This window comes from Thermus tengchongensis, assembly GCF_021462405.1.
GTDB lineage: Bacteria > Deinococcota > Deinococci > Deinococcales > Thermaceae > Thermus > Thermus tengchongensis.
This window is the reverse complement of the sequence record NZ_JAKEDU010000001.1, coordinates 246,979-270,815: the sequence shown is the minus strand read 5'-3', so window position 1 is coordinate 270,815 and position 23,837 is coordinate 246,979. Positions and strand designations below refer to the sequence as shown.

At 66.2% G+C, this 23,837-nt stretch carries 22 protein-coding genes and 2 pseudogenes; 15 read left to right on the top strand and 9 right to left on the bottom strand.

The features are described 5' to 3' along the window. Positions 1-3: 3 nt before the first annotated feature. Positions 4-2,331 carry an ATP-dependent DNA helicase RecG gene (gene recG / locus L1087_RS01380; protein WP_234557284.1) on the bottom strand — a complete coding sequence of 776 codons (2,328 nt, stop codon included), beginning with the start codon at positions 2,329-2,331 and terminating at the stop codon, positions 4-6. A 15-nt stretch (positions 2,332-2,346) separates the two neighbouring features. Here recG and L1087_RS01375 point away from each other — a divergent pair, with 15 nt between their 5' ends. From L1087_RS01375 to malQ, 5 genes are all read left to right on the top strand, one after another. After that, positions 2,347-3,561 carry a M16 family metallopeptidase gene (locus L1087_RS01375; protein WP_135259396.1) on the top strand — a complete coding sequence of 405 codons (1,215 nt, stop codon included), beginning with the start codon at positions 2,347-2,349 and terminating at the stop codon, positions 3,559-3,561. Continuing rightward, positions 3,551-4,771: a M16 family metallopeptidase gene (locus L1087_RS01370; RefSeq protein WP_234557282.1), complete on the top strand. Its 1,221-nt coding sequence runs from the start codon at positions 3,551-3,553 to the stop codon at positions 4,769-4,771. Before L1087_RS01375 ends, L1087_RS01370 begins: the two co-directional genes overlap by 11 nt. Next, positions 4,761-5,621: a DMT family transporter gene (locus L1087_RS01365; RefSeq protein ID WP_234557280.1), complete on the top strand. Its 861-nt coding sequence runs from the start codon at positions 4,761-4,763 to the stop codon at positions 5,619-5,621. The genes L1087_RS01370 and L1087_RS01365 overlap by 11 nt, the downstream gene beginning before the upstream one ends. A 16-nt stretch (positions 5,622-5,637) precedes the next feature. Next, positions 5,638-6,510, top strand: coding sequence for a 3-hydroxybutyryl-CoA dehydrogenase (locus L1087_RS01360; RefSeq protein ID WP_234557278.1), 873 nt, complete (start codon positions 5,638-5,640; stop codon positions 6,508-6,510). Between the two features lie 73 nt (positions 6,511-6,583). Next, positions 6,584-8,086, top strand: coding sequence for a 4-alpha-glucanotransferase (gene malQ / locus L1087_RS01355; protein WP_234557276.1), 1,503 nt, complete (start codon positions 6,584-6,586; stop codon positions 8,084-8,086). Positions 8,087-8,132: 46 nt separating this feature from the next. Here malQ and sucD read toward each other — a convergent pair whose 3' ends face one another. Both sucD and sucC read right to left on the bottom strand, forming a co-directional pair. Continuing rightward, positions 8,133-8,999 carry a succinate--CoA ligase subunit alpha gene (gene sucD, locus L1087_RS01350; protein ID WP_135259402.1) on the bottom strand — a complete coding sequence of 289 codons (867 nt, stop codon included), beginning with the start codon at positions 8,997-8,999 and terminating at the stop codon, positions 8,133-8,135. Continuing rightward, positions 8,996-10,132, bottom strand: a complete 1,137-nt coding sequence (gene sucC, locus L1087_RS01345; protein ID WP_167764484.1) for an ADP-forming succinate--CoA ligase subunit beta — start codon at positions 10,130-10,132, stop codon at positions 8,996-8,998. Before sucC ends, sucD begins: the two co-directional genes overlap by 4 nt. A 212-nt stretch (positions 10,133-10,344) precedes the next feature. Between sucC and L1087_RS01340 the strand changes: the two genes are divergently transcribed. After that, complete coding sequence (locus L1087_RS01340; RefSeq protein WP_234557274.1) at positions 10,345-10,668, top strand: hypothetical protein; 324 nt, start codon at positions 10,345-10,347, stop codon at positions 10,666-10,668. Positions 10,669-10,684: 16 nt separating this feature from the next. Here the strand turns inward: L1087_RS01340 and L1087_RS01335 are convergent, their stop codons facing one another. The 3 genes from L1087_RS01335 to L1087_RS01325 form a co-directional block, all read right to left on the bottom strand. Beyond that, positions 10,685-11,692 (bottom strand): PIN/TRAM domain-containing protein, encoded by a 1,008-nt coding sequence (locus L1087_RS01335; RefSeq protein ID WP_234557272.1) that lies wholly within the window; start codon positions 11,690-11,692, stop codon positions 10,685-10,687. Further along, positions 11,689-12,969 carry a DNA repair protein RadA gene (radA, locus tag L1087_RS01330; protein ID WP_234557270.1) on the bottom strand — a complete coding sequence of 427 codons (1,281 nt, stop codon included), beginning with the start codon at positions 12,967-12,969 and terminating at the stop codon, positions 11,689-11,691. Before radA ends, L1087_RS01335 begins: the two co-directional genes overlap by 4 nt. Positions 12,970-13,048: 79 nt before the next feature. Further along, the gene (locus tag L1087_RS01325) at positions 13,049-15,259 is read right to left on the bottom strand and encodes an ATP-dependent Clp protease ATP-binding subunit (protein WP_135259407.1); all 2,211 of its coding nucleotides are present in this window, start codon (positions 15,257-15,259) and stop codon (positions 13,049-13,051) included. Positions 15,260-15,429: 170 nt separating this feature from the next. On the opposite strand from L1087_RS01325, the gene L1087_RS01320 reads away from it, so the two are divergent. From L1087_RS01320 to L1087_RS01310, 4 genes and pseudogenes are all read left to right on the top strand, one after another. Further along, positions 15,430-16,950, top strand: coding sequence for a glycine--tRNA ligase (locus tag L1087_RS01320; RefSeq protein WP_135342789.1), 1,521 nt, complete (start codon positions 15,430-15,432; stop codon positions 16,948-16,950). A gap of 18 nt (positions 16,951-16,968) precedes the next feature. Then, positions 16,969-17,091 (top strand): annotated as a pseudogene (locus tag L1087_RS13280) (DUF6883 domain-containing protein); the annotation flags it as partial. A 201-nt stretch (positions 17,092-17,292) separates the two neighbouring features. Continuing rightward, complete coding sequence (locus L1087_RS01315) at positions 17,293-17,514, top strand: DUF4926 domain-containing protein (protein ID WP_038047110.1); 222 nt, start codon at positions 17,293-17,295, stop codon at positions 17,512-17,514. A 72-nt stretch (positions 17,515-17,586) separates the two neighbouring features. Beyond that, a complete protein-coding gene (locus L1087_RS01310; protein ID WP_234557269.1) occupies positions 17,587-18,582 on the top strand; it encodes an aspartate-semialdehyde dehydrogenase in 996 nt (331 codons plus the stop codon). Here the strand turns inward: L1087_RS01310 and L1087_RS01305 are convergent. Beyond that, a complete protein-coding gene (locus L1087_RS01305; protein WP_234557267.1) occupies positions 18,569-19,276 on the bottom strand; it encodes a TlyA family RNA methyltransferase in 708 nt (235 codons plus the stop codon). The genes L1087_RS01310 and L1087_RS01305 overlap by 14 nt on opposite strands. A gap of 20 nt (positions 19,277-19,296) precedes the next feature. Here L1087_RS01305 and L1087_RS01300 point away from each other — a divergent pair, with 20 nt between their 5' ends. Both L1087_RS01300 and L1087_RS01295 read left to right on the top strand, forming a co-directional pair. Next, the gene (locus tag L1087_RS01300) at positions 19,297-19,602 is read left to right on the top strand and encodes a DUF3234 domain-containing protein (protein ID WP_015716729.1); all 306 of its coding nucleotides are present in this window, start codon (positions 19,297-19,299) and stop codon (positions 19,600-19,602) included. Beyond that, positions 19,595-20,022, top strand: a pseudogene (locus L1087_RS01295) (hypothetical protein). The gene L1087_RS01300 and the pseudogene L1087_RS01295 overlap by 8 nt, the downstream one beginning before the upstream one ends. Positions 20,023-20,028: 6 nt before the next feature. On the opposite strand, the gene L1087_RS01290 reads toward L1087_RS01295, so the two are convergent. Beyond that, positions 20,029-21,678: a glutamine--tRNA ligase/YqeY domain fusion protein gene (locus L1087_RS01290; RefSeq protein ID WP_234557265.1), complete on the bottom strand. Its 1,650-nt coding sequence runs from the start codon at positions 21,676-21,678 to the stop codon at positions 20,029-20,031. Between the two features lie 61 nt (positions 21,679-21,739). Next, entirely contained in the window at positions 21,740-22,501 is a 762-nt protein-coding gene (locus L1087_RS01285; protein ID WP_135342783.1) for an enoyl-CoA hydratase/isomerase family protein, read from the bottom strand. Between the two features lie 90 nt (positions 22,502-22,591). Here L1087_RS01285 and infC point away from each other — a divergent pair, with 90 nt between their 5' ends. The 3 genes from infC to rplT all read left to right on the top strand — a co-directional run bounded on the left by infC (position 22,592) and on the right by rplT (position 23,769). Beyond that, positions 22,592-23,110: a translation initiation factor IF-3 gene (gene infC / locus L1087_RS01280; RefSeq protein WP_135259418.1), complete on the top strand. Its 519-nt coding sequence runs from the start codon at positions 22,592-22,594 to the stop codon at positions 23,108-23,110. A 94-nt stretch (positions 23,111-23,204) separates the two neighbouring features. Further along, positions 23,205-23,402, top strand: coding sequence for a 50S ribosomal protein L35 (gene rpmI, locus L1087_RS01275; protein ID WP_135259419.1), 198 nt, complete (start codon positions 23,205-23,207; stop codon positions 23,400-23,402). A 10-nt stretch (positions 23,403-23,412) separates the two neighbouring features. Beyond that, the gene (gene rplT, locus L1087_RS01270) at positions 23,413-23,769 is read left to right on the top strand and encodes a 50S ribosomal protein L20 (protein ID WP_135342782.1); all 357 of its coding nucleotides are present in this window, start codon (positions 23,413-23,415) and stop codon (positions 23,767-23,769) included. Positions 23,770-23,837 lie beyond the last annotated feature (68 nt).

The window sequence follows — 23,837 nt, the reverse complement described above, 5'->3', positions numbered from 1 at the left end:
TCCCTAGATGACCTCCCGGAAGCCGATGCGCTCGGCCTGGGCCCGAAGTTCCTCCTTAAGGGCCTGGTGCTGGGGCAGGGAAAGGTCGGGGTCCATCTCCAGGATGCGCTTGGCCAGGGCCCGGGCTCGCTCGATGATCTCGGTGTCCTGAGAGAGATCCCCGAGCTTCAATTCCGGGTAGCCGGACTGCCGGGTGCCCCTGAGTTCCCCGGGGCCCCTTAGCTTCAGGTCCATCTCGGCGATGTAGAAGCCGTCCCCCGATTCCTCCAGGACCTTAAGGCGCTTTAGGGTCTTCTGGCTGGCTTCCCCGGCGATGAGGATGGCGTAGCCTTCCAGCCCTCCTCTCCCCACCCGTCCCCTAAGCTGGTGGAGTTGGGCCAGGCCGAAGCGCTCGGCGTTTTCCACGATGATGAGGCTGGCCCTTGGGATATCCACCCCCACCTCCACCACGGTGGTGGACACCAGGAGGTCGAACTCCCCCTTTCGGAAGGCCTCCATGACGCTGTCCTTCTCCCGTGCGGGCATCCTGCCGTGGAGGAGGGCCATGCGCACCTCGGGAAGGAGGCCTTTCAGCTCCTCGTAGAGGGCGGTGGCCGCCTTCAGGTCCAGCTCCTCGGACTCCTCGATGGCCGGGGCCACCACGAAGACCTGGTGCCCCTTTCTCACCTCCTCCCGGGCGAAGGCGTAGGCCTGGAGGCGGAGGCGGTGGGGGAGGACCTTGGTCTTCACGGGCTTGCGCCCTGGGGGCATCTCGTCCAGGATGCTGACCTCGAGGTCCCCATAAAGGGTCAGGGCCAGGGAGCGGGGGATGGGGGTGGCGGACATCACCAGCACATCGGGGGGGACCTTGGCCAGCTTCAGCAGGGCCCGCCGCTGAAGCACCCCGAAGCGGTGCTCCTCGTCCACCACCGCCAGGCCCAGGTCCCGAAAGCCCACCCCCTCCTGGATGAGGGCGTGGGTGCCCACCGCCACCTGGGCCTCCCCGGAAAGAAGCCTCTCAATAGCCCCTTCCCTTTCCTTGGAGGTCATGGAGCCCAGAAGGAGCTCCACCCGCACCCCTAGGGGGAAGAGGTAGCGGGTGAGGTTCTGGTGGTGCTGCTTGGCCAGGATCTCCGTGGGGGCCATAAGGGCTCCCTGGGCTCCGTTCATGGCCGCCAGGTAGAGGGCGAAGGCCGCCACCACCGTCTTCCCCGAGCCCACGTCCCCCTGGAGGAGGCGGGCCATCTGCCTGGGGCTTTGCATGTCCTGGGCGATTTCTGCCATGACCCTTTCCTGGGCCCGGGTCAGGGGAAAGGGAAGGGTTTTCTTGAAGGTTTCCGTCCAGGTCTCCTCCACCTTAAAGCTTCGGCCCAGGACCAGCCCCCCGGCGTCCAAGAGGGCTTTTAGCTCCAAAAGCACGTACTCGTCAAACTTAAGGCGGAGGAGGGCCTGCTTCAAAGCCTCTTCGTCCTCGGGGAAGTGGATCTGGCGAAGGGCCTCGGAGTAGGGAAGAAGGCGGTGTTCCTCCCGGTAAGGCTCCAGGGGGTCGGGGAGGGGGAGGGCCGTTTCCAGGGCCCGGTGGACGGTGCGGCGCAAAAAGGCTTGTCCGATGCCCTCCTTGGCAGGATAGATGGGTACGATCCGGCCCGTGGAGAGGGACTCGGTGCCCTCGTTCTCAAAATGCTCCACGTAAAGCTGCACCCCGTTTCGCCTCTGTACCCTTCCCGTGACGATGAGCGTCTCCCCCTCCTGGATTTGGGAAAGGACCCAGGTCTGGTTGAACCAGACCAGGGTGACGCGGAATCCCCAGGCGTCCTGGGCCCGCACCTGCACCAGCTGCATCCCCTTCTTGGGGGTTTTCACCAGCTCCTTGCTCAAAACCTTCACGGAGAGGGTGGCCTTCTGGCCGTCCTCCAGGAAGCGCACCCCGGGGAGGGTCCTGCGGTCTTCATAGCGGCGGGGGTAGTAGTGGAGGAGGTCCCGCACCGTGTGGAGGGAAAGCTCCGTAAGCTTCTTCCGGCTCTGGGGGGGAACCAGGAGGTGGGCGGCGTCCTGGGGGGTAAGGCGGCGGTATGGGGAAGGGATAGAGGCCGCCTGTGCCCTGGAGGGAGGGGCCGTCAGGCCGTCTTTAAGGAAGCGGATGGCCTCCGTCAGGATCTCCTTTCGTTCCTCTGGGGTCTTTTCCCCATACCCCTGGAAGAGGGTCTGGAGCCTGGGGAAGGGTTTGGCCAGGTTCTGGATGAGGTTTTCCAGCCCTCCCACCACCACCTGGTCCCTGGCTCCATCCTTTAGCTCCCGCAGGATGGGCCTGAGGAGCCTTTCCCGAAGTTCCCCTTCCCTCACGCCCTCCATGATACCCTTAGGCCTGTGAGCCGCGTGGAGCGACTGCCGAATGGGCTTTTGCTGGCCCTCGAGGAGCGGGACTACCCCGGGGTGGCCTTCCAGCTTTTGGTGCCCGCCGGGGCGGTGAACGAGCCTGAGGGGCTTTTGGGGGCCAGTACCCTCATAGAGGGCTGGCTCTGGAAGGGAGCGGGGGAGCTGGACGCCCAGGGCCTGGCCCAGGCCCTAGACGCCTTAGGGGTCAGGCGGCAAAGCGGGGCGGGGCTGGAGTACACCCTTTTTACCGCCGCCTTTTTGCCGGAGGTGCTGGAGGAGGTTTTCCGGCTCTATGCCCTTCTTCTCCTGAGGCCCCGGCTTCCCGAGGAAGGGTTTGAGGCGGTAAGAAGCGTGGCCCTGCAGGCCCTTCTTTCCCAGGAGGACCAGCCTGCCAGGAAGCTTTTCTCCGAGCTCCGGAAACGGGTCTTCCTCTCCCCCCACGGCCGGGACCCCTTGGGGGAGGAGGAGGGTTTAAAAAGGGCCACACCCCAGGCGGTGCGGGAGGACTACGGGCGGCGCTACACCCCCAGGGGGGCCATCCTGGCGGTGGCGGGAGGGGTTTCCTGGGATAGGCTTCTAAGGGCCCTGGAGCCCCTTATGGCCTGGGAGGGGGAGGAGGCCTGGTACCCGGAGCCCAGGCTTTCGGAGCCCCAGCGCTTTGTCCTCAGGCGCTCCACCGCCCAGGTGCAGATCGGCCTGGCCTACCCCGACGTGGGCCCGGACCACCCTGGCTTCTATGCGGCCCGGCTGGCCCTCGAGGTCCTTTCCGGGGGCATGAGTAGCCGCCTCTTCACCGAGGTGCGGGAGAAGCGGGGACTGGTCTACGCGGTGAGCGCCTTTCCTGCCGGGGTTAAGGGCCAGGGCCTTCTCATGGCCTACGGGGGCACCACCAAGGAGAGGGCCGGGGAAACCCTAAGGGTCATGCTGGCGGAGATGGAGCGCCTGGCGGAAGGCGTTACGGAGGAGGAGCTTTCCCGCGCCAAGGTGGGCTTGAAGACCGCCTTGGTGATGGCGGACGAGTCCATCCGCAGCCGGGCCGCCTCCATGGTGCGGGACCTCTTCGTGCTGGGGCGGATCCGGCCCCTTTCCGAGGTCGAGGAGGCCATAGAGGGTACGGGCCTCGAGGCGGTGAACGCCTTCTTGCGGGAACACCCCTACCGCAACCCCTGGGTGGGGCTCCTGGGCGAGGTGGACGATGTTTTGTGAGGCCGAACTAAGGAATGGCCTGAGGGTCATCGCTGAGGTGGTTCCTGGGGCCCGCAGCGTGGCCTTGGGGTATTTCGTAAGGACCGGGGCCCGGGACGAGGCCCCCGAGGAGAGCGGGGTCAGCCATTTCCTGGAGCACATGGTCTTCAAGGGGCCCGAGGGGATGGACGCCCTTTCGGTGAACCTGGCCTTTGACCGGATGGGGGCCCAGTACAACGCCTTCACCTCCGAGGAGGCCACGGTCTTCTACGGGGCTGTGTTGCCGGAGTTCGCCTTTCCCCTTCTGGAACTCTTTTCCAGGCTCATGCGCCCCGCCTTGCGCCAGGAGGACTTTGACACCGAGAAGAAGGTGATCCTGGAGGAGATCGCCCGCTACCAGGACCGCCCCGGCTTCATGGCCTACGACTGGGCCCGGGCCCGGTTTTTCGCCGGCCACCCCTTGGGAAATAGCGTGCTGGGGACGGTGGAAAGCATCACGGCCCTCACCCGGGACCAGATGGCCCAGTACCACGCAAGGCGCTACCTTCCTGGGAACATGGTCCTGGCTGCCACGGGAAAGGTAGACTTCGAGGCCCTGGTGGCCGAGGCGGAAAGGCTTACGGAGGATTGGCCTTTAGGGGAGGCGGAGAGGGTCTACCCGACCCTAAACCCGGTCCAGGGGATGGAGGAGCATCCCTACGAGAAGGCCCGGGCCCTCTATTTGGTGGGCCTTTTCCCCGGGGTAAGCTACCAGGAGGAGGAACGCTTTGCCGCCCAGGTCCTGGCCCACCTCCTGGGGGAGGAGGGCTCGGGGCGGCTCCACTTCGCCCTGGTGGACACGGGCCTCGCGGAGACGGCCTCCTTCGGCCACGAGGAGGCGGATGGGGCGGGCTTTTTCCACGCCTACGTGCAAGCCGACCCCGCCCATAAGGAGGCGGTCCTCGAGGCCCTGCACGGGGAACTGGCGCGCCTGGAGCGGGAAGGGGTGAAAGAGGAGGAGGTGCAAAGGGCCAAGACCCCCCTGGCCACGGGCCTGGTCTTCGCCGGGGAGACCCCCATGGGGCGGCTTTTCCACCTGGGGATGGAGTACCTCTACACCGGCCGCTACCTCTCCCTGGCGGAGGTGAAGGACCGGGTGCAGAAGGTGGGGGCGAGGGAGGTGAACGCCCTCCTGGAGCGGGGTTTCCTGCGGCAGGGGCTCTACTACCTGGTGCTTCCCCATGGAGCCTAGAGCCTTAGGGGCGGCCCTTTTCACCATCCTCTTCTGGGCCAGCGCCTTCGCGGGGATCCGGGCGGGGCTCCAGGGGCTTTCCCCCGGGCACCTGGTCCTCCTCCGCTTCCTCACCGCCAGCGCCCTCCTCCTCCTCTACGCCAGGGCCACAGGCCTCCGCCTCCCCCGGAGGGCGGACCTGCCCCGGCTTTTCCTCCTGGGCGTTTTGGGCATCACCCTCTACCACACGGCTTTGGTCTACGGGGAGCTTTGGGTGAGCGCGGGGGCGGCGAGCCTCCTCATCGCCACGGGGCCGGTTTTCACCGCGCTGCTCTCCTACCTCCTCCTTGGGGAGCGGCTCAGGCCCTTGGGGGTCTTGGGGTTCGGCCTGGCCCTGCTGGGGGCCGCCCTCATCGGCTTCGGGGAGGGCGGCGGGTTCGCCTTCAGCCCAGGGGCCCTTCTCATCCTCCTCTCCGCCCTTTCCACCTCCTTCTATTTCGTGCTGCAAAAGCCCCTCTTCGCCCGCTACGACAGCCGGGAGATGACCGTTTACACCCTGGTCTTGGGCACCCTGCCCCTCCTCCTCTTCCTGCCGGGGCTTCCCGAGGCCCTCCGCACCGCTCCCCGGCCTGCCCTCCTCGCCACCTTGTACCTCGGTGCCTTTCCCGGAGCCCTGGCCTACCTCACCTGGACCTATGCCCTCTCCCGCACCCCGGCCTCCCGCCTTTCCAGCTTCCTCTACCTCTCCCCGGTCCTGGCCATCCTCATCGCCTACCTGTGGTTGGGCGAGGTGCCGAGCCCCCTCTCCCTCCTGGGAGGAGGGCTAGCTCTCCTTGGCGTTCTTCTCGTGAACTTCCGGGGCGTAAAATAGCCCGGAGAGGTGCGGTATGGAGGTTAAGAGGATTGGCGTGGTGGGCGCAGGGCAGATGGGAAGCGGGATCGCCCAGGTGGCGGCCCAGGCGGGTTTTGAGGTGGTGCTGGTGGACGTGGCCGAAAGCTTCCTGGAGCGGGGCCTCGCCGCCATCCGGCGTTCTTTGGGCAAGTTCCTGGAGAAGGGCAAGCTAACCCAGGAGGCCCACGACGAGGCCTTGGGGCGTATCCGCACCAGCCTGCGCTTGGAGGAGTTGGCGGAAGCGGACCTCATCGTGGAGGCCATCGTGGAGGACGAAGGGGAGAAGCGCCGCCTCTTTGAGCGCCTGGGCAGCTTGGCCAAGCCCGAGGCCATCCTGGCCAGCAACACCTCCTCCATCCCCATCACCGCCTTGGCCCGCTACTCGGGAAGGCCTGACCGCTTCATCGGCATGCACTTCTTCAACCCCGTGCCCCTCATGGCCCTGGTGGAGGTGATCCGGGGCGAGCTTACCTCGGAGGAAACCCGGGATGTGGTGGTGGAGGTGGCGAAGCGGATGGGGAAGACCCCCCTCGAGGTCCAGGACTACCCCGGCTTCGTCTCCAACCGCCTCCTCATGCCCATGATCAACGAGGCCATCGAGGCCCTAAGGGAAGGGGTGGCCACCAAGGAGGCCATCGACGGCATCATGCGCCTGGGGATGAACCACCCTATGGGTCCCCTGGAGCTCGCCGACTTCATCGGCCTGGACACCTGCCTGGCCATCATGGAGGTGCTCCACCGGGGCTTCGGGGACGACAAGTACCGCCCCTCGCCCCTGTTGCGCCGCATGGTGCAGGCGGGGCTTCTGGGCCGCAAGACGGGCCGGGGCTTTTATGTCTACGACGAGAAGGGGAACAAGGTAGGCTAAAGTCCGGAGTCGGTCCCAGGGGGTGGGCCTTTTGCCTCTGGAAGAGCTTCCAGAGTAGGGGTAGACTCGGAGCATGGAACTGCTGCGCGCTTACGGCCTGCTCCTCCACCCCACGAGCCTACCTGGGTCCTACGGGGTGGGTGTCCTTGGGGAAGAAGCCCGGGCCTTCCTCCGCTTCCTCAAGGAGGCGGGGGGAAGGTACTGGCAGGTCCTCCCCCTGGGCCCCACAGGGTACGGAGACTCCCCTTACCAGTCCTTCAGCGCCTTCGCCGGGAACCCCTACCTCATCGACCTCCGCCCCCTGGCGGAAGCGGGGTACCTGCGCTTGCAGGATCCCGGCTTCCCCGAGGGCCGGGTGGACTACGGGGGGCTTTACGCCTGGAAGTGGCCGGCGCTTAGGGAAGCCTTCCGGGGTTTCCAGGAGCGGGCGGGCCGGGAGGAAAAGGAGGCCTTCCAGGCCTTTTGGGACCGGGAAAGGAGCTGGTTGGATGACTACGCCCTCTTCATGGCCTTGAAGGCCCACCACGGGGGCCTTCCCTGGAACCGCTGGCCCATGCCCCTACGCCTGAGGGAGGAAAGGGCTTTAAGGGAAGCGTCTTTGGCCCTCTCTCAGGAGGTGGCCTTCCACGCCTGGACCCAGTGGCTTTTCTTCCGGCAGTGGGAGGCCTTGAAAGGGGAGGCGGAGGCTTTAGGTCTAGAGATCATCGGGGACATGCCCATCTTTGTGGCCGAGGACTCGGCCGAGGTCTGGGCCCACCCCGAGTGGTTCCACCTGGACGGGGAAGGACGCCCCACGGTGGTGGCTGGGGTGCCACCCGATTACTTCTCGGAGACGGGGCAGCGCTGGGGGAACCCCCTTTACCGCTGGGAAGTGCTGGAGCGGGAGGAGTTTTCTTTTTGGATAGCCCGCCTCAAGAAAGCCCTGGAGCTCTTCCACCTGGTGCGCATCGACCACTTCCGGGGCTTTGAAGCCTACTGGGAGATCCCCGCCTCCTGCCCTACGGCGGTGGAGGGACGCTGGGTGAAGGCCCCAGGGGAGAAGCTCTTTCAGAAGATTCAGGAAACCTTTGGACGGGTGCCCATTTTGGCGGAGGACCTAGGGGTGATCACCCCCGAGGTGGAGGCCCTAAGGGACCGCTTTGGCCTGCCGGGGATGAAGGTTTTGCAGTTCGCCTTTGACAACGGGATGGAGAACCCCTTCCTGCCCCACAACTACCCGGAGCACGGCCGGGTGGTGGTCTACACCGGCACCCACGACAACGACACCACCTTGGGCTGGTACCGCACGGCCACCCCCCACGAGCGGGCCTTTCTGGAGCGCTACCTGGCGGACTGGGGCATTGCCTTCCGGGGGGAGGAGGAGGTGCCCTGGGCCCTCATGCGCCTGGGGATGGCCTCGAGGGCCGCTTTGGCCGTCTACCCGGTCCAGGACGTCCTGGCTTTGGGCAGCGAGGCCCGCATGAACTACCCCGGACGCCCCTCGGGGAACTGGGCCTGGCGGCTTAGGCCGGGGGAGCTTACCCCTGGGCACGGGGAGAGGCTTTTGCGGATGGCCGAGGCCACAGGGCGGGTATAAACGCCCCGCCGTGGCGCAGGCCACGGCGGGGAACCCGGAAAAGGGCCTAGCCCAAGGCTTTCTTCACCAGCTCCACGATCTCGTCGATGGTGTCGGCCACGGGGATGCCCGCCTCGGCGAAGGCCTTCAACTTGGACTCCGGGGTGCCCACGTTCCCCATGATGATGGCCCCGGCATGGCCCATGCGCTTGCCCTTGGGGGCGCTGCGGCCGCCGATGAAGCCCACCACCGGCTTCTTCATGTGCGCTTTCACCCAGGCCGCCGCCTCCTCCTCGTCGGAGCCGCCGATCTCCCCGATGAGGACCACGGCCTCGGTCTCGGGGTCCTCGTTGAAGAGGGGGAGGAGATCCTTGAAGGTGGTGCCGATCACCGGGTCGCCCCCGATCCCCACGGTGGTGGTGGTGCCCAGGCCCGCCTGGGAGAGGGCGGCCGCCGCCTCGTAGGTGAGGGTGCCGGAGCGGCTGATGAGCCCCACCTTGCCCCGCTTGAACACGTGGCCGGGCATGATGCCGATCTTGCTCTCCTCGGCGCTGATGATGCCGGGGCAGTTCCCGCCGATGAGGCGGCTTCCTAAGGCCTTGATCTCCTCCACCGCCCGCACCATGTCCAGGGTGGGGATGCCTTCGGTGATGAGGACGATGAGGGGGATACCTGCGTGGGCGGCCTCCAAGGCGGCGTCCGCCGCCGCGGGGGCGGGCACGAAGATGATGGAGGCGTCGATGGCATGGTGGGCTACGGCTTCCTTTACCGTGTCGTACACGGGAAGACCCAGGACCTCGCTACCCCCCTTGCCCGGGGTCACGCCGGCCACCACCTTGGTGCCGTATTCCAGCATCTGCCGGGTGTGGAACTGCCCTTCCCGGCCGGTGATGCCCTGGACCAGGACGCGGGTTTCACGGTTGATCAGGATCACGCCGCACCTCCCACCATGGCCACCATGGCCTTGGCCGCCTCAATGGACGTGGGGTACATGTAGATGGGCTTGCCCTCGAGGAGCCTCTTGGCCTCCTCCTCGGCGGTCCCTGCCACCCGCATGACCACGGGCTTGGTGAGAAGGCCCTCCTCCAGGGCCCGGATCACCCCCTTGGCCACCTCGTCCGCGCGGGTGATGCCGCCGAAGATGTTGATGAAGACCCCCTTGACGTCTGGGTCCTTAAGGACCACCTTGAGGGCGTTATAGACCACCTCCGCCTTGGCCCCGCCCCCGATGTCCAGGAAGTTGGCGGGTTTTCCGCCCACCCGGTTTACCAGGTCCAGGGTGTACATGACGAGGCCCGCCCCGTTGCCGATGATGCCGATGTTGCCCTGGAGCTTCACGTAGGCGAAGCCGTAGTTGCTGGCCTCCACCTCCAGGGGGTGCTCGGCCTCGATCTCCCTGAGCTCCGCCAGATCCGGGTGGCGGAAGAGGGCGTTGTCGTCCAGGACGATCTTGGCGTCGGCGGCCACCACCTGGCCGTCCGTGGTGATGACCAAGGGGTTGATCTCGGCGATGGAGGCATCCACCCCCTCGTAGGCCCGGTAGAGGGCCACCAGCACCTGGGCCAGCTTGTTGAGGTTGCCCTCGAGGCCTGCCCGTTTCACCATCTCCCGGGCCTCAAAGGCGCGGAAGCCCTTGTGGGGGTCGATCCAGAACTTGTGGATGGCCTCGGGGCGCTCGGCGGCCACCTCCTCGATGTCCACGCCCCCCTCCTTGGAGAGCATGAGGACCACCCGCTTTTGCGCTCGGTCCAGGATGAGGCCGGCGTAGTACTCCTTGGCGATGTCCACCGCCTCGGCCACCAGGACCTTCTTCACCGTGAGGCCCTTGATGTTCATGCCCAGGATGGCCTGGGCCTTCTCGTAGGCTTCGGCCGGGGTGTCCGCCAGCTTCACGCCCCCGGCCTTACCTCTGCCGCCCACGTGCACCTGGGCCTTGATCACCACCCGCTTGCCAAACTCCTCGGCGATCCTTTTGGCCTCGTCCGGGGTGTAGGCCACCTTGCCGGGGGGCACCGGCACCCCGTAGCGGGCCAGGATCTCCTTGGCTTGATACTCGTGCAGGTTCAAGCTCCACCTCCTTGGCCTTGGCGGGCCAAGGCCAAGGGGCATTATACCCTTCCTCCTGGCAGGCTAAGGGCCTAAGTGCCCCGGCGTGGCTTGCCCCCCGCCGGGGGCCCCAAAAAGGCCATGAGCAAGCCGCTTTGGCTTTGGCCGGTGGGGCAACCTTTGCGTGCGGGTACTTAGGCTGGAGGGGAAAGGAGCTTAAGGGCGGCGGGTGGGTGCTGGGGCTGACCCTGGTTCTCCTAGGGGTGCTTCTCCTCTTGCAGAACCTGGGGTTGGCCCTGGGGCGGGTGCTGTTGGGGGTCCCCGGGTTCGGCCTCCTGGGGGTGGAGGCGGGCTGGCTCCTCTTCGTGGGCCTTGCCCTCACCTTTGGCCTTCTCTTCCTCCTGGGGCAACGCTGGGCCCTTTGGCCCGCCTTGGGGGTGCTGGTGCCCTTGGCCCTTGCCAGCGAGGGGCTAAGGGGCCTCTTGGCCTACGCCTTCCCCCTGGCCTTGGTGGGGGCCGGGGCCTATCTGCTCTGGCGGAGCGTGGGCAAGGGCTAGGTGCCCCGTCGTGGCGCTAAGCCTCGGCGGCGGGCCGGGCAAAGAAGAGGCGCCCCACCTGGGTTTGGATGGCTTGGGTGATGACCACCTCCACCTCCTGGCCCCGGTAGCGGATGCCCCCATCCACCACCACCATGGAGCCGTCCTCCAGGTAGCCCACCCCCTGGTGGGGCTCCTTGCCTTCCTTGAGGATGAGGAGCTTTAGGGTGTCCCCCACCTGGAGCTGGGGCCTTAGGGCTTGGGCCAGGGCTTGCACGGAAAGGGCCTTCACCCCGTAGATGCGGGCCATCTGCAAAAGGGCCAGGTCGTTGCTGACCAGGGCTCCTCCCAGGGAGCGGGCCAGGAAAAGGAGCTTCTCGTCCACGCTTTCCCCTTTGGGGGTTTCTTCCAGCACCTCCAGGGGGAGGAGTTCCTTTAGCTTTTCTAAGGTTTCCAGTCCCCGGCGGCCCTTGGCCCGCTTTAGGGGGTCTTGGCTATCGGCGAAGTGCTGGAGTTCCTTCAGCACGAAGTGGGGCACATAAAGGGGGCCTTCCAGGAAGCCCGTGGCCGCCACCTCCGCCAGCCGGCCGTCCACCAGGACGCTGGTGTCCAGCACCTTGCCCCCCTGGGGCCGGGGCCCCCGCTGGGGCAGGCGCAGGTAGTCCTTGTAGCCCAGGGCCAGGTAGGAGAAAAGCCCCACCAGGAAAAGGGCCAGGAAGAAGCTGTGGTAGGGGGAGAAGCCCGGAACCTGGGAGAGGAGGGTGGTGAGGAGGACGGTGAAGAGGAGGCCCAGGGTGGCCCCCAGGGTGAGGGCTACGGGCACCTCTGGGGGAAGTTCCCGCAAGGCGCGGAGGCGGGGTTCCAGGAGGGCCTCCAGCCGGGGGGCCAGGAGCACCCCGGAGAGGAAGCCCGCCGCGATCAGGTAGAGCCGGTTCAGGGAGAGGAGGCCTGCGGAGCGGGGGAGGAGGCCCAGGTCCTCGAGGCCCACCGCCAGGCCGTAGCCCAGGAGGGCGAAGAGGAGGTAGAGGAGGAGCCGAGGGCTCATCCCAGGTACTGCTCCACCGCCTCCCCCAAGGCCCGGGTGTTCCCCGGGTGCAGGAAACGGGCGAAGCCCGCCCGCTCCCCTTCCCTAAGCCGCCGCTCCAGCCCCATGACGCTTCGCACCTCCCCCAAAAGCCCCACCTCGCCCACCAGGGCCAGGTCGGGGGGCAAGGGCCTGCCCACCACCGCAGAATACACCGCCAGGGCCACTGCCAGGTCCAGCCCTGGGTCCGAGACCCTAAGCCCTCCCGCCAGGTTCACATAGACGTCCAGGTTGCCCAGGGGAAGGCCGAGCCGCCTTTCCAGCACCGCCAGGACCATGTCGACCCGCCTAGGGTCCAGCCCCTGCACCACCCGGCGGGGGGCGGGAAAGGGGGTCTTGGCGGCCAGGGCCTGGACCTCGAGGGCCAAGGCCCGCTCCCCCGCCAGGACTAGGGCGATGGCGCTTCCCGGAACCCCGAGGGGCCTCTCCAAGAGGAAGGCCTCCGAGGGGTTTTTCACCTCCACCAGGCCTTCTTCCTCCATGCGAAAGACCCCGAGCTCCCCCACGGGGCCGAAGCGGTTCTTGGCGCTCCGCAAGACCCGGTAGACCCCGGCGGTTTCCAGGTATAAGGTGGCGTCCACCGCATGCTCTATGCTCTTGGGCCCCGCCACCACCCCTTCCTTGGTCACGTGGCCCACCAAAAGGGTGGTGATGCCCTCCTCCTTGGCCAAGCGCACGAAGGCATGGGTGGCCTCCCGCACCGCCACCAGGCTGCCTGGGCTTCCTCCCGCCTCAATCGTTTGTATGGAGTCCACAAAAAGCACCTCAGGAGGGTCCCGCTCCAGGAGGGAAAGAAGGGGTTCCAGGCGGGTTTCCTTGAGGAGGAGGAGGTCCTGGACCCCAAGCCTCCTGGCCCGCAGCTTGATCTGGGCCGGGGATTCCTCTCCGGCCAGGTAGTAAACCTTCTTGGTGAGGTGCTTGGCCAGCTCCAGAAGGAGGGTGCTCTTGCCCACCCCGGGTTCTCCCCCGAGGAGGACCACCTCCCCCGGCACGAACCCCCCGCCCAGGACCCGGTCTACCTCAGAAAGACCCGAGGAAAAGCGCTTCTCCTCGGCCTCGTTCACCTGGGAAAGGGGAATCGGCGAGGGGACTTCCAAGTGGGCTTGGCGGGATGGGACACGGGCGGGGGAGAGGGTGACCTCCTGGAAGCTCTCCCAGGCGCCGCAGGCCGGGCACCGCCCCAGGGGCTTGGGGGTGCGGTAACCGCATTCCACGCAGGTGTAGGAGGTCTTGGCCATGGGTTCAAGCCTCTAGGCGCCCAAGAAAAAGCAGCCCCCTCGGGAGGAGGAGGCGGGGCCTTGGGATTTCTGGGAACATCTAGACCAAAAGCTCCTCCCCCTCCACCTCGTGGAAGGCCAGGTGCCCGTCCTCCACGTTCACGTAGAGGTGGCCGGTGGGCTTCTTGAGGAGGGCCAGGGAAAGGGGGTCCTCGATGCGTTCCCGGATGATGCTCCGGATGGCCCGGGCGCTCCCCGTCTTGGGGGCCTGCTCCACCACGAACCGGGCCACCTCGGGGGAGAAGCGCACGGTGATCTCCCGGGATTGCAGCTCCTTCTGTATGTCGTCCAGCATCATCCGGGCCACCTGCACCAGCTCCTCCTCGGTGAGGGGGCGGAAGCGGATGACCTCATCCAGCCGGTCCAGGAACTCGGGGGTGAAGAGGGCCTTGAGGGGAGACTCGGTATCCACCTCCTTGGAGGTGAAGCCGATAGCCGGGCCCACGTTGTAGCCGGTGTTGGAGGTCATGATGAGGATCACCCGGCGGAAGTCCACGGTCCGGCCCATGCCGTCGGTGAGGCGGCCCTCGTCCAGCACCTGCAGGAAGGTGTTGTACACGTCGGGGTGGGCCTTCTCGATCTCGTCCAGGAGGACCACGCTGAAGGGTTGGCGGCGCACGGCCTCCGTGAGGCGCCCGCCCTGTTCGTAGCCCACGTAGCCCGGAGGGGCCCCGATGAGCTTGGAGATGGAGTGGGGCTCCTGGAACTCGGACATGTCAAAGCGGATGAGGGCCCGCTCCGAGCCAAAGAGCACCTCAGCCAGGGCCTTGGCCAGCTGGGTCTTGCCCACCCCGCTTTGCCCCACGAAGAGGAAGCTAGCCGCCACCCGGGTCCGGCCGCCCAGGCCCACCCGGGCCCGGCGGAGGGCGTTGGCCAGGGCGCGGATGGCCTCCTCCTGGCCCACCACCCGTTTTCTGAGCTCCTCCTCGAGGCGCATGAGCTTCTCGTCGTCCTTGTCGTCCACATAGATCCCCCCCCAGGAGTCCACCACCGCCTCGATGTCCTCCCGGGTCACCACGGGGGTTCCATCCTCTTCCTCGGCCACGGGCAGGCCCAAGGAGGCATTGAGGCGCACCCGGCTCGCCGCCTCGTCGATGAGGTCGATGGCCTTGTCGGGGAAATTACGCCCCGGAAGGGAACGGATCCCGATCTTGACGGCAAGCTCCAGGATCTCGTCAGGGATGATGACCCCGTGGTGGGCCTCGTAGCGGGGGCGGAGGCCTTTCAGGATCTCCAGGGTCTCCTCCGGGGAGGGCTCCAGGACGATCACCGGCTGGAAGCGCCTTTCCAGGGCAGCGTCCTTTTCGATGTAGCGGTGGTACTCCCCGGTGGTGGTGGCCCCGATCACCTGGATCTCGCCGCGGGCCAGGGCGGGCTTCAGGATGTTGGCGGCGTCCAAGGTGCCCTCCGCCCCCCCGGCCCCGATCAGGGTGTGGAGCTCGTCGATGAAGGCGATGACCTTGGCATTTTTGAGCTCCTCGATGATCTGGCGCAGGCGTTCCTCAAACTCTCCCCGGTACTTGGTGCCCGCTACCACCCCCGCCAGGTCGATGGCCACCACCCGGGCCCCCCGTAGGATGGGGGGTACCCGCCCCTCCACGATGGCCTGGGCCAGCCCTTCCACGATGGCGGTCTTGCCCACCCCGGGGTCGCCGATGAGGACGGGGTTGTTTTTGGTGCGCCGGGCTAGGATCTGGATCACCCGGTTGATCTCCTCCTGCCGGCCGATCACGGGGTCCAGCTTGCCCTCCCGGGCCTCCTTGGTGAGGTCCCGGCCGTACTCGTCCAGGAAGGGGGTGTTCACCGGTTTTTCCCGCTCCCGCCCCTCGGCCATGGAGAGGATGCGCCAGCGGATGGCGTCCACATCCTTGGCGAAGTGGGAGAGGATGCGGTAGGCGATCCCGTCACCTTCCCGGATGATGCCCAGGAGGATATGTTCGGTGCCGATCACAGAGGCCCCCATGTTGCGGGCCTCGGCGCTGGCCAGCTCCATGACCCGCCTGGCCCTGGGCGTAATGGCAGGGGGCTCCCCGGTGCGGCTCCCCTCTCCGCGGCCCACCAGCTCCTCCACCATGCGGCGCATGGCCTCGAGGCTCGCCCCGTACTCCTGGAGGATCCGGGCCGCCGTACCCCCCTCGCGCATCAGGCCCAGGAGGAGGTGCTCTGGGCCGATCATGGAGTGGCCTAAGCGGCTCCCCTCCTCCCTTGCGTAGTGGAAAACCAGCCTGGCGCGATCGTCGTACCTGTTCATGCTCCCCTCTACCCACATTCTAGCCTAAAGGAGGCCGCGGCGGGGGTTTGCGCCTGGGATTACCTTGGCCTTGGGGAAGGCCCTTGACCGGGGCTGCCAGGAGCCAAAAGGGCCCGGCATCCGGTAAGATGCCCTTTAACCGGGGGCCAAGCCCCCTTTCGGGAGGGACGATGCCGGCGAGTAGCCTTGACGAACTGGTGGCGCTTTGCAAACGCAGGGGGTTTATCTTTCAGGGCTCTGAGATCTACGGGGGCCTCCAGGGGACCTACGACTACGGTCCCTTGGGGGTGGAGCTCAAGAACAACCTGAAGCAAGCCTGGTGGCGGAGGAACGTCTACGAGCGGGACGATATGGAGGGGTTGGATGCCAGCGTCCTCACCCACCGCTTGGTCCTGTACTATTCCGGCCACGAGGCCACTTTCGCCGATCCTATGGTGGATAACCGCATCTCCAAGAAGCGCTACCGCCTGGACCACCTCCTCAAGGAACAGCCGGAAGGGGTGCTCGGGCGGCTCTACCGGGCTATGGAGGTGGAGGAGGGCAACCTGCACGCCCTGGTCCAGGCCATGATGCAGGCTCCCGAGCGGGCTGGGGGGGCCATGACCGCTGCCGGGGTCCTGGACCCGGCTACTGGGGAACCTGGCGACTGGACCCCGCCCCGGTACTTCAACATGATGTTCAAGACCTACGTGGGCCCTGTGGAGGACGAGGCTTCCCTGGCCTATTTGCGTCCGGAGACTGCCCAGGGCATCTTCGTGAACTTTAAGAACGTCCTGGACAGCACGAGCCGGAAGCTTCCCTTCGGCATTGCCCAGATCGGCAAGGCCTTCCGCAACGAGATCACCCCCAGGAACTTCATCTTCCGGGTGCGGGAGTTCGAGCAGATGGAGATCGAGTACTTCGTCCGTCCGGGGGAGGACGAGTACTGGCACCGCTACTGGGTGGAGGAGAGGCTCCGGTGGTGGCAGGAGATGGGCCTGAGCCGGGAAAACCTGGTGCCCTACCAGCAGCCCCCCGAGGAGCTGGCCCACTACGCCAAGGCCACGGTGGACATCCTCTACCGCTTTCCCCATGGCCTGGAGGAGCTGGAGGGCATCGCCAACCGCACGGACTTTGACCTGGGAAGCCACACCAAGGACCAGGAGGAGCTTGGCATCACCGCCCGGGTGCTTAAAAACGAACACTCCACCGCCCGCCTGGCTTACCGGGACCCCGACACCGGCAAGTGGTTTGTCCCCTATGTCATCGAGCCCTCTGCTGGGGTGGACCGGGGGGTGCTGGCCCTCTTGGCCGAGGCCTTCACCCGGGAGGAGCTTCCTAATGGGGAAGAGCGCATCGTTCTCAAGCTCAAGCCCCAGCTTGCCCCCATCAAGGCGGCGGTCATCCCCCTGGTCAAGAACCGCCCGGAGATCACCGGCTACGCCAAGGCCTTGAAGGCCCGCCTCCAGGCCTTGGGCCTGGGGCGCATTCTCTACGAGGACACGGGCAACATCGGAAAGGCCTACCGCCGCCACGACGAGGTGGGCACCCCCTTCGCCATCACCGTGGACTACGACACCATCGGCCAGAGCAAGGACGGGACCACAAGGCTCAAGGACACGGTGACGGTGCGGGACCGGGACACCATGGAGCAGATAAGGCTCCATGTGGACGAGCTGGAGGGGTTTTTGCGGGAAAAGCTTAGGTGGTAGGGGAGGGCACCGGCAGGAATGGGCTTTCTCGTGCCCCGGTCCAAGCTGACGGAGTACCTGCTTAACCCCAGGCATCCAGAAGGGGGGAGCAAGGCGCGGTTTTTTCTGTCCAGGGGTTTTTCCGTGGATGCACCGGAGGTGTTGGAGCTCGCGCTTTTGGCGCATGCCCAGGCGGCGCAGGAAGTCCAAAGGCGCCCGGGGCTATACGGGGAGGGGGGAGGTCTTGATCTTAAGGGGCCCTTTGGTCTGCCCCACGGGTCCAGTTCTCCTGCAAAGCGTTTGGTATCGTGGGGAGGGAGAGGATACCTTTCGCTTGGTGACCGCCTACCCGTGGAGGGAGAAATGATCCGCGAGCACGATTTGGTGGTTCTTAAGCACGACCACAGGGAAGTGGGCCTCGAAGCGGGGGATGTGGGTACGGTGGTCCTGGTCTATCCCAAGGGTGGCTACATGGTTGAGTTTGTGGACCATGAGGGAAACACCGTGGCTTTGCTGGATCTAAAGGAGGACGAGGTTCTTCCCCTGCGGGGTCCAGCCCTTCTGCGGGCCAAGGTGCTGGGGTAGCCCTTTGGGCGAGGAAGGTCTGGGAGACGAAAGCATGGTAGCCTTCTGGGTAGCCAGCAAGGAGGAGATAAGGTGAGGGTAGCCGTGGTAGGAGCCACGGGGGCCGTGGGGCGGGAGATCCTCAAGGTCCTCGAGGCCAGAAACTTTCCCCTTTCCGAGCTTAGGCTCTACGCCTCCCCCCGCTCCGCCGGGGTGCGGCTTCCCTTCCGGGGAGAGGAGCTTCCTGTGGAACCCCTGCCCGAGGGGTTCCTACCCGCCGATCTGGTCCTGGCCAGCGCCGGAGGCTCCCTCTCCAAGGCCTTGGCCCCAACCTGGGCAGAAGGCGGGGCCCTGGTGGTGGACAACTCCAGCGCTTGGCGCTACGAGCCCCACGTGCCCCTGGTGGTGCCGGAGGTGAACCGCCAGGAGATCTTCCGCCACCAGGGCATCATCGCCAACCCCAACTGCACCACCGCCATCCTGGCCATGGCCCTGTGGCCCCTCCACCGGGCCTTCAGGGCCAAGCGGGTCATCGTGGCCACGTACCAGGCGGCAAGCGGCGCCGGGGCCAAGGGGATGGAGGAGCTCCTCCACGAAACCCACCGCTACCTGCACGGGGAGGCCCCCAAGGCGGAGGTCTTCGCCCACCCCCTGCCCTTCAACGTCATCCCCCACATCGACGCCTTCCAGGAGAACGGCTACACCCGCGAGGAGATGAAGGTGGTTTGGGAGACCCACAAGATCTTCGGGGATAGCTCCCTCCGCATCAGCGCCACCGCGGTGCGGGTGCCCACCCTGAGGGCCCACGCGGAGGCGGTGAGCGTGGAGTTCGAGCGCCCCGTCACCCCGGAGGCGGCCCGGGAGGTCCTGGCCCAGGCCCCCGGGGTGGAGGTGGTGGACGAACCCCAGGCCCGGCGCTACCCCATGCCCCTCACAGCGAGCGGCAAGTGGGACGTGGAGGTGGGCAGGATCCGGCAGAGCTTGGCCTTTGAAAACGGCCTGGACTTCTTCGTGGTGGGGGACCAGCTCCTGAAGGGGGCGGCCCTCAATGCGGTGCAGATCGCCGAGGAGTGGCTCAAGGGGCCCTGAGCCAAAGCCAAAATTCCCGGTTCCCCTCCTTGCCTGCCAGGGGGCTTTCGGCTTCGCCCAGCACCTGGAAGCCAAGCCCTAGGGCTTTTCCCTTGACCCGCTCCAAGGCCTCCCGCCTCAAGGCCTCCTCCCGCACCACCCCCCGGTGGGCCCCGGGCCAAAGCTCAAACTGGGGCTTCACCAGCACCAGGGCTTCTCCGCCGGGCCGGAGGAGCTCCTTCACCTTGGGGAGGAGGAGGGTGGAGGAGATGAAGGACACGTCCATGACCACCAGGTCCACGGGCTCGGGGAGCTGGAGGGTGCGGGCGTCCTGTTCTTCCAGGGCCACCACCCGCGCGTCCTGGCGCAGGGAGGGGTGGAGCTGGCCCCGGCCCACGTCCACCGCATAGACCCGCTGGGCACCCCTTTCTAGGAGCACCTGGGTGAAGCCCCCGGTGCTGGCCCCAAGGTCGGCGGCCACCTTGCCCTGGGGGTCCACGGGGAAGGCGGCCAAGGCCCCTAGGAGCTTGTAGGCCCCCCGGCCCACGTACCGCTCCGGGGAGAGGACCTCCACCTGGACCCCTTCCTTTACCGGGTAGGCGGGCCTGGTCACCACCTGCCCGGCCACCTTGACCTGGCCGGACCGGATGAGTCTTTGCGCCTTCTCCCGGCTTTCCGCTAGGCCCCTTTCCACCAGGTAGCGGTCCAGCCTCACGAGGGGTATTATGCCGGGGGATGGATCTCTCGGGGCCCTGGTACATCCTGGAGGGGGAGCCGGGGGAACACCTGGTTTTGGAGGTCCTGGGGCAGAGGCTTTCCGGTATCTGGACCTCCGAGGCCTTGGCGCAGGGTTTCCTGGCCCGGCACCCTGAGCTAGGGATGCGGGTGAGCGCCCTAGAGACCCGGGCCTTGAAGGAGGCCTTCCTCAGGGCCCTGGGGATGCTCAAGGTGGATGGGGTCCTGGTGGATTACGAACCCGGGGCCCACCGGGCCCGGATGGCCCGGGTGGAGGTGCTTTTGGAGGAGGTTCGGCATGCGTAGGTGGCTTGCGGCGGTTTTGGTGGTTTTGGCCTTAGGTCTGGCCCAGCGGGCTGAGGTGAGTGGGGGAAGCCCCTTTGGAGTTCAGGGGGGGTGCGCTTTTCCCTGGTGCCCCTCCTGCTGGATGGGCGGGTGTACGGGGGCGTGGGCCTCGAGGCTGTGGGAGGTGGGGTGGACTTGCTTCTGAAGCTTCCCCTTACCGACCTCTATCTGGGCCTGGGAGGGTTCTACGGCACAGGGCCCGCCCTTACCCTACCCCAGGATGCCCGGGGTCATGCGGGCCTACGGGCGGTCTTGGGCACCTGGCTGAACCTGCCCTTGCCTCTTCTTGGGGTGTACATGGAGGCCCACCCCACCCTTTACCTGTCTCCCCATACGGGCTTGGGGATCGGGGCAGCAGTGGGGGTTAGCGTGGGGTTTTAGCCTCCTCTACTGAGGCCGGTACCCCTCCTTGAGAGGCACGATGCGGTTCATGACTAGCCGCCCGGGGCGGGAGTCCACCGGGTCCTGCCAGAAGTAACCCAGCCTCTCTAGCTGGTAGCGGGTGTCCGGTGGATCCTGGGCCACGCTGGGCTCGATAAAGCCCTTTTTCACCTCGAGGGCCTTGGGGTTCAGGTTTCTCAGGAAATCCCCCCCCTCCTCGGGGTCTTCCGTCAGGAAGAGCCTGTCGTAAAGCCTGAACTCCACGGGCAGGGCGTGCCGGGCGGAAACCCAGTGGATCACCCCCTTGGGCTTCACCCCGTCCTGGGGGTTGGCCCCCAGGGTGCCGGGAACGATGCGGGCTTTCAGAAGCTTTACCTCGCCGTTTTCCTTCACCACGTCCTCCAGCTCGATGACGTAGGCGTGCCGCAGGCGCACCCTTTGCCCGGGGGCGAAGCGCTTCCAGCCCTTCGGGGGATTGAGGCTGAAATCCGTGCGCTCGATGTAGAGCTCCGGGGAGAAAGGAAGGGGCCTTGCGCCCTCCTTGGGGATGTCCCGGGGCCAGTAGGGGGCCTGGATCCGCTCCTCCCCGTCGTAGTTGGTGAGGACCACCCTCAAGGGGTCTAAAACCCCCAGAACCCTGGGGGCGATGGGGTTCAGGTCGTCCCGCACCATCTCCTCAAAGAGCTCTATCTCGATGCGGGCCTCGTTGCGGGAGATGCCCGTGCGCCGCACGAACTCCCTTATGGCCTCGGGCCGCACGCCCCGCCGCCTTAGGGCCCTCAGGGTGGGCAGGCGGGGGTCATCCCAGCCCGAGACGTACCCCCCCTCCACCAGCCGGATGAGCTTGCGCTTAGAGAGCACCGTGTGGCTCAGGTCCAGGCGGGCGAACTCGTACTGGTAGGGCCTGGGGCTCTCGGGGAGGCCGCACTTCCCCTTCAGGTTCTCGATGACCCAGTCGTAGATGGCCCGGTTGTTCTCAAACTCCAGGGTGCAGAGGGAGTGGCTCACGCCTTCGATGAAGTCCTCGAGGGGGTGGGCGTAGTCGTACATGGGGTAGACCACCCACCGGTCCCCGGCGTGGTAGTGGGGGGCGTGGACGATGCGGTAAAGGACCGGGTCCCGCAGCTTGAAGTTGGGGTGGGTGGGGTCGATCTTGGCCCGGAGCACCCGGCTGCCCGTGGGGAACTCCCCCTGGGCCATGCGCTGGAATAGCTCCAGATTTTCTTCCACGCTCCTGTCCCGGTAGGGGCTCGGCTTCCCCTCGGCCCGCAGGCGGCTCATCTCCTCCTCGGGGAGGTCGTCCACGTAGGCCTTGCCCTCTCGGATGAGGACCAGGGCGCACTCGTACATCTTTTCAAAATAGTCGGAGGCGTAGAGGACCCGGTCTGGGGTGAAGCCCAGCCAGCGCACGTCCTCCTCGATGGCCCGGGCGTACTCCTCCTTTTCCGTCTCCGGGTTGGTGTCGTCGTAGCGCAGGTTGCACTCCCCTCCGTAGTCCAGGGCCAGGCCGAAGTTCAACACGATGCTCCGGGCGTGGCCGATGTGCAGGTAGCCGTTAGGCTCGGGGGGGAAGCGGGTGAGGAGCTTAGGGTACTTTCCTTCCCGCAGGTCCTTCTCCACGATCTCGGTGATGAAGCAGGGGGGAACAAGGCCCATAAGGGGAGTATAGCCCTTGCCGGGTGTCCAAACCCTCCCACCGCTCCAAGGCTATGCCTTTTCAGAACCTAGGGGGCCGCTTCTCAAAGAAGGCCCGGATGCCCTCCTTGAGGTCCCCCGTTTCCCGCACCCAGGCGTTGGCCAAGGCCGCCAGGCGGAAGCCGTCTTCCAGGCCCATTCCCGGGAGGGCCAATAGGAGCTCCTTGCTGAGGCGCAAGGAGGTGGGGGCGTTCTTGGCCACCTCCTCCGCCAGGGCCACCGCCTCCTCAAGCGCCTTCCCTGGAGGGGCCACCCGGTTTACCAGGCCCAGGGCCTTGGCCTCTTCCGCCCCGATGAGCCTTCCCGTGAGGAGAAGGTCCTTGGCCACCTTCTCCCCCACGGCCCGCACCAGGATCACCGAGACCAGGGCGGCCACAAAGCCGATCTTTACCTCGGTGTAGCCCAGCTTGGCCTCTTGGTCCATGACCACCAGGTCGCAGGCGGTGGCCAGGCCCGCTCCTCCCGCCACCGCCGGGCCGTTCACCGCCGCCACCGTGGGCTTAGGGAAGGTGTAGAGGCGGTGGAAGAGGCGCATGAGGGAGAGGGAGTGGCGGTAGTTTTCCTCAGCGCCCATCTCTGTGACCTTTTCCAAAAAGGCCAGGTCCGCCCCGGCGCTGAAGGCCTTTCCCCGGCCCGAAAGGACCACCACCCGGACCTCGGGGTCCTTCTCCGCCTCCTCGAGGGCCGCCATCAGCCCCTCCACCATTCCTGGGGAGAGGGGGTTGCGGCGCTCAGGATCGTTCAGGAACACCTTTAAGATGGAGCCTCCTTCTACCTGGACCATGCCCCCATTGTAGGGGCCCGCCTTTTCCTGCTACACTCCCCTTAGCCCGCAAGCTAGAAGGGAAGACCTGCGGGCTAGGAGGTGGTGTAGATAAAGGAGTACTTGGTTAACGAACGTATCCGTGCACGGCAGGTGCGGGTGATCGGGGTCGATGGGCAGCAGCTGGGCATCATGGACACCCGGGAGGCCCTGCGCTTGGCCCAGGAACAGGACCTGGACCTGGTGCTGGTGGGTCCCACCGCCGATCCCCCCGTGGCCCGCATCATGGACTACTCCAAGTGGCGCTACGAGCAGCAGGTGGCCGAGAAGGAGGCTCGCAAAAAGGCCAAGCGCACCGAGGTAAAGTCCATCAAGTTCCGGGTCAAGATCGACGACCACGACTATCAGACCAAGCTGAACCATATCAAGCGTTTCCTGGCCGAGGGCCACAAGGTCAAGGTCACCATCATGTTCCGGGGGCGGGAGATGTCCCATCCCGAGCTGGGAGAGAGGCTTCTTGAAAGGGTGGCCGAGGACCTGAAGGGTCTGGCTGTGGTGGAGATGAAGCCGGAGCTCCTGGGTCGGGACATGAACATGCTCCTGGCCCCAGCCAAGGTGTCGTCGGCCTAGACTGGACCTTTTCACCCGTCTTTGGTATAGTGTGAGGGCTTTTGGGGAGCCTACAAGTCCCCGGTGCGGGGCGCTTCCCAAAGAGGAGGAGAGCATGCCGAAGATGAAGACCCATAAGGGCGCCAAGAAGCGGGTCAAGGTGACCGCTTCGGGCAAGGTGGTGGCCATGCGGACCGGCAAGCGGCACCTCAACTGGCAGAAGTCCGGCAAGGAGATCCGCCAAAAGGGGCGGAAGTTTGCCTTGGCCAAGCCAGAGGCGGAGCGGGTGAAGCTTCTCCTGCCCTACGAGTAGGAGGTAGAGGATGCCGCGCGCCAAAACCGGAGTCGTTCGCCGCAGGAGGCACAAGAAGATCCTCAAGCTGGCCAAAGGGTATTGGGGGCTCCGCTCCAGAAGCTTCCGCAAGGCCAGGGAAACCCTCTTCGCTGCGGGCAACTACGCCTATGCCCACCGCAAGCGCAAGAAGCGGGATTTCCGCAGGCTTTGGATTGTGCGCATCAATGCCGCTTGCCGCCAGCACGGCATGAACTATTCCAGCTTCATCCACGGCCTGAAGAAGGCGGGGGTGGAGCTGGACCGCAAGGTACTGGCCGATTTGGCAGTGCGGGAGCCCCAGGCCTTTGCCGAGCTGGTGGAGAAGGCCAAGGCGGCCCGCGCCTAGCGCCTTGGCTCTGGTGGCCCGCCGTCGGGATCCCCTTTGGATCTGGCGGCGGGTTGTCCCTTAGGGCC

What these genes read in the sequence shown, in the direction of transcription:
- rpmI (WP_135259419.1), top strand. Translation starts at nt 23,205, where the DNA reads ATGCCGAAGATGAAGACCCATAAGGGCGCCAAGAAGCGGGTCAAGGTG.
- recG (WP_234557284.1), bottom strand. Translation starts at nt 2,331, where the DNA reads ATGGAGGGCGTGAGGGAAGGGGAACTTCGGGAAAGGCTCCTCAGGCCC.
- L1087_RS01325 (WP_135259407.1), bottom strand. Translation starts at nt 15,259, where the DNA reads ATGAACAGGTACGACGATCGCGCCAGGCTGGTTTTCCACTACGCAAGG.
- L1087_RS01360 (WP_234557278.1), top strand. Translation starts at nt 5,638, where the DNA reads ATGGAGGTTAAGAGGATTGGCGTGGTGGGCGCAGGGCAGATGGGAAGC.
- L1087_RS01320 (WP_135342789.1), top strand. Translation starts at nt 15,430, where the DNA reads ATGCCGGCGAGTAGCCTTGACGAACTGGTGGCGCTTTGCAAACGCAGG.
- L1087_RS01365 (WP_234557280.1), top strand. Translation starts at nt 4,761, where the DNA reads ATGGAGCCTAGAGCCTTAGGGGCGGCCCTTTTCACCATCCTCTTCTGG.
- L1087_RS01290 (WP_234557265.1), bottom strand. Translation starts at nt 21,678, where the DNA reads ATGGGCCTTGTTCCCCCCTGCTTCATCACCGAGATCGTGGAGAAGGAC.
- L1087_RS01285 (WP_135342783.1), bottom strand. Translation starts at nt 22,501, where the DNA reads ATGGTCCAGGTAGAAGGAGGCTCCATCTTAAAGGTGTTCCTGAACGAT.
- L1087_RS01315 (WP_038047110.1), top strand. Translation starts at nt 17,293, where the DNA reads ATGATCCGCGAGCACGATTTGGTGGTTCTTAAGCACGACCACAGGGAA.
- L1087_RS01370 (WP_234557282.1), top strand. Translation starts at nt 3,551, where the DNA reads ATGTTTTGTGAGGCCGAACTAAGGAATGGCCTGAGGGTCATCGCTGAG.
- radA (WP_234557270.1), bottom strand. Translation starts at nt 12,969, where the DNA reads ATGGCCAAGACCTCCTACACCTGCGTGGAATGCGGTTACCGCACCCCC.
- rplT (WP_135342782.1), top strand. Translation starts at nt 23,413, where the DNA reads ATGCCGCGCGCCAAAACCGGAGTCGTTCGCCGCAGGAGGCACAAGAAG.
- L1087_RS01300 (WP_015716729.1), top strand. Translation starts at nt 19,297, where the DNA reads ATGGATCTCTCGGGGCCCTGGTACATCCTGGAGGGGGAGCCGGGGGAA.
- L1087_RS01335 (WP_234557272.1), bottom strand. Translation starts at nt 11,692, where the DNA reads ATGAGCCCTCGGCTCCTCCTCTACCTCCTCTTCGCCCTCCTGGGCTAC.
- malQ (WP_234557276.1), top strand. Translation starts at nt 6,584, where the DNA reads ATGGAACTGCTGCGCGCTTACGGCCTGCTCCTCCACCCCACGAGCCTA.